Consider the following 2948-nt stretch of genomic DNA (forward strand, 5'->3'; position numbering starts at 1 on the left):
GCACACCATCGGCACCGTCGAGCGAAGTGCCTGACATCAGGCCAATGAAGAGATCGGATGTTGTAGGCATGGGCCTATTTTGCCGCAGGGAAGTGGCCAATCACGTCTTGGCCCAGCGCCCTTTGATAAAAGGCTCTTCCACCAGCCGGGGCCGCGGGACTGGCTTTGCCAGACCGCAGGCGCAGCGCCCCCTCGGGGGCAGAGAGCTACACGCAGTGAGCGAACGTGGGGGCTCTAGTTACTCAGCGCGGGTTTGCGTGATGGTGGCGGCCGCTTGCAGCTGAGTCTTCACGCCCGCCGAGAGCTCCCTGAATGCCGGCATGRCAGCCGTAGACACKGGAATGGTCTCGCTCTGCTTGGCGATCGTCATAGGGTCCTGCTGGGTGCCGTTGACGCGGAACTCGAAATGCAGGTGTGGGCCGGTGGCCCAGCCGGTGGAGCCGACGAGACCGATGGTCTGGCCCTGGCTGACGTTCTGGCCGCGCTGCACCATGATTTTGCTCAGGTGGGCATAAACAGTTTCATGGCCGTTGCGGTGGCGAACGAACACCACGTTGCCGTAACCGTTCTGGACACCCGAAAACTCCACCACGCCGTCGCCGACGGTACGTGCAGGTGTTCCCGTAGCTGCTGCGAAGTCGGTGCCCAGGTGGGCGCGCCATTTTTGCAGGATGGGGTGAAAGCGCATTGAAAAGCCGCTGCTGATGCGCGAGAACTCGACGGGCGAGCTCAGGTAGGCGCGGCGCAGGCTCTGGCCGTCGAGCGTGTAATAGCCGCCCCTGTGGGCAACGCCCGCGGCGTCCACGCCCGGAGGCTGGAACCACATGGCCTGGTAGGCCTTGCCGGCGTTGACAAACTCGGCCGACAGCACGCGACCGGTGCGCAGCGGCTCGCCGTCGGCTTCCAGGCTTTCATAGACCACGTTGAAGCGGTCGCCCTTGCGCAGTGCGCGGCGGAAATCGATGTCACTGGAGAAAATTTCGGCGATCTGCACCGCTACGCCATCGGGAATGCGGGCGTCGTCGGTGGCGGCGAACAGCGACGTCTGAATGCTGCCGCTGGACAAGCGCGCAGTAGCCACATACGGAGCGGTTTCAATGCGCGAGCTGAAACCGGCGGCGCCGCGCTCGACCACGAGGCGCTTGAACATCGTTTCGTCGTCAGTGGGCCAGCGCATGCTGAGCTTGAGCAGTTGCTGGCTGTCGCTGGCTTCGGCGGTTACGTTCTTTCCGGCACGGCCCGACAACAGCAGGCGCGCATTGGCGTCGCTGCGCAAAAAGGCGGCTGCGGCGCTGTCGTCGATGTTCAGGCGCTTGAGCAGGGTGTCGGCGGTATCGCTGCTGCGGGTGCTTTCGGTGCGGAACAGCTTGAAACGGAAATCGGTGAGGGAATCGGTCTGTATCTGCGTGGGCAAAGGCTCGACCGCTTCGAGTATCTGGCGGACCGGCAGGTTGGCCGCATCGGGTGCCAGGGGCGCAACGCCGAATGCTGTGACACCTGTGCCCAGCAGCAGTGCTGCAAGGCTGGCGGTGACCCGTTTGGGATGGCGACGGAGGCTGTCGGCGATGGGCAGCAGTATCTGGGAGGGAGATGGCAGTGGCAAAGCAGTATTCCCAACAAAAGTGCATCGGGCGCTGCGCGAGCACCGGACTGCTGTATAAAAGGTGGAGAGCTTTGGCGGCCAGCCCTGGATTCAGGGGTGGGGCCGGAGCCATCCGGTTATGAGTTTCCTGATCAGCAAATTGCAGGCCAACTAAAATGGCTCCGCCGCTGCAGGAGAGCCGCCAGTATATCTGTCGGACAATTCCCCGACATGTGAAAAACCCTTATGAATCAAGAGCTTGTTACAAAATTTCCCGTCACCGACCGCGTCAGGGAGGCCCTGGCGGTGTCCCTGCGCGGCTGCGATGAGCTGATCCCGGAAAACGATTGGATACAAAAACTGGCCAAATCGGAGGCCACGGGCGTCCCGCTGCGCATCAAACTGGGGCTGGACCCGACGGCGCCTGACATTCATGTCGGACATACCGTGGTGCTGAACAAAATGCGTCAGCTCCAGGATCTGGGCCATACAGTCATTTTTCTTATAGGCGACTTCACCAGCCTGATCGGCGACCCGTCCGGGCGCAACACCACACGGCCCCCGCTCACGCCCGAGCAGATCAAGGTCAACGCCGAAACCTACCGCGCCCAGGCCGACAAGATCCTGGACCCCGCCAAAACCGAGCTGCGCTACAACAGCGAATGGAGCGAACCGCTGGGCGCCACCGGCATGATCAAGCTGGCTTCTCATTACACCGTGGCCCGCATGATGGAGCGCAACGACTTCAACGACCGTTTCAAGGCCGGCACGCCTATTAGCGTGCATGAGTTTTTGTACCCGCTGATGCAGGGCTACGACTCGGTCGCGCTCAGGAGCGACCTGGAACTCGGCGGCACCGACCAGAAGTTCAACCTGCTGATGGGCCGGCACCTGCAGCAGGAATACGGCCAGGAGCCGCAGTGCATTTTGACCATGCCGCTGCTCGAAGGCCTGGACGGCATCGAGAAGATGTCCAAGAGCAAGAACAACTACATCGGCATCAGCGAAGACGCCAACACCATGTTCGCCAAGGTGCTGTCGATCTCCGATGTGCTGATGTGGAAGTGGTACACACTGCTGTCGTTCAAGAGCGAGGCCGACATCGCAGCGCTGAAGGCCGAAGTGGACGGCGGGCGCAACCCCAAGGACGCCAAAGTGGCGCTGGCCAAGGAAATCACTGCGCGCTTTCATTCCGCTGCCGCAGCCGACGCCGCCGAGCAGGATTTCATCAACCGCAGCAAGGGCGGCGTGCCGGATGAGATTCCCGAGGTGTCGCTGTCCGGTTCGCCGATGGGGATAGGCGCGCTGCTCAAGGCGGCCGGCCTCGCGCCCTCGGGCCGCCAAGCCACGCGCCTCATTGAAGGCG

General features: G+C 62.5%; 2 protein-coding genes. One reads left to right on the top strand and one right to left on the bottom strand.

Annotated features, from left to right (window positions below; translation table 11 throughout):
• Positions 1-238: 238 nt before the first annotated feature.
• A complete protein-coding gene (locus tag AC1D1P_RS19520) occupies positions 239-1603 on the bottom strand; it encodes a peptidoglycan DD-metalloendopeptidase family protein (protein ID WP_477674113.1) in 1365 nt (454 codons plus the stop codon).
• Between the two features lie 225 nt (positions 1604-1828).
• Between AC1D1P_RS19520 and tyrS the strand changes: the two genes are divergently transcribed.
• Positions 1829-2948 (top strand): tyrosine--tRNA ligase (gene tyrS, locus AC1D1P_RS19525; protein ID WP_477674114.1); only part of this gene is annotated, 1120 nt, incomplete at its 3' end.

The sequence above is a fragment of the Polaromonas sp. P1_E1_2 genome, from assembly GCF_056406035.1.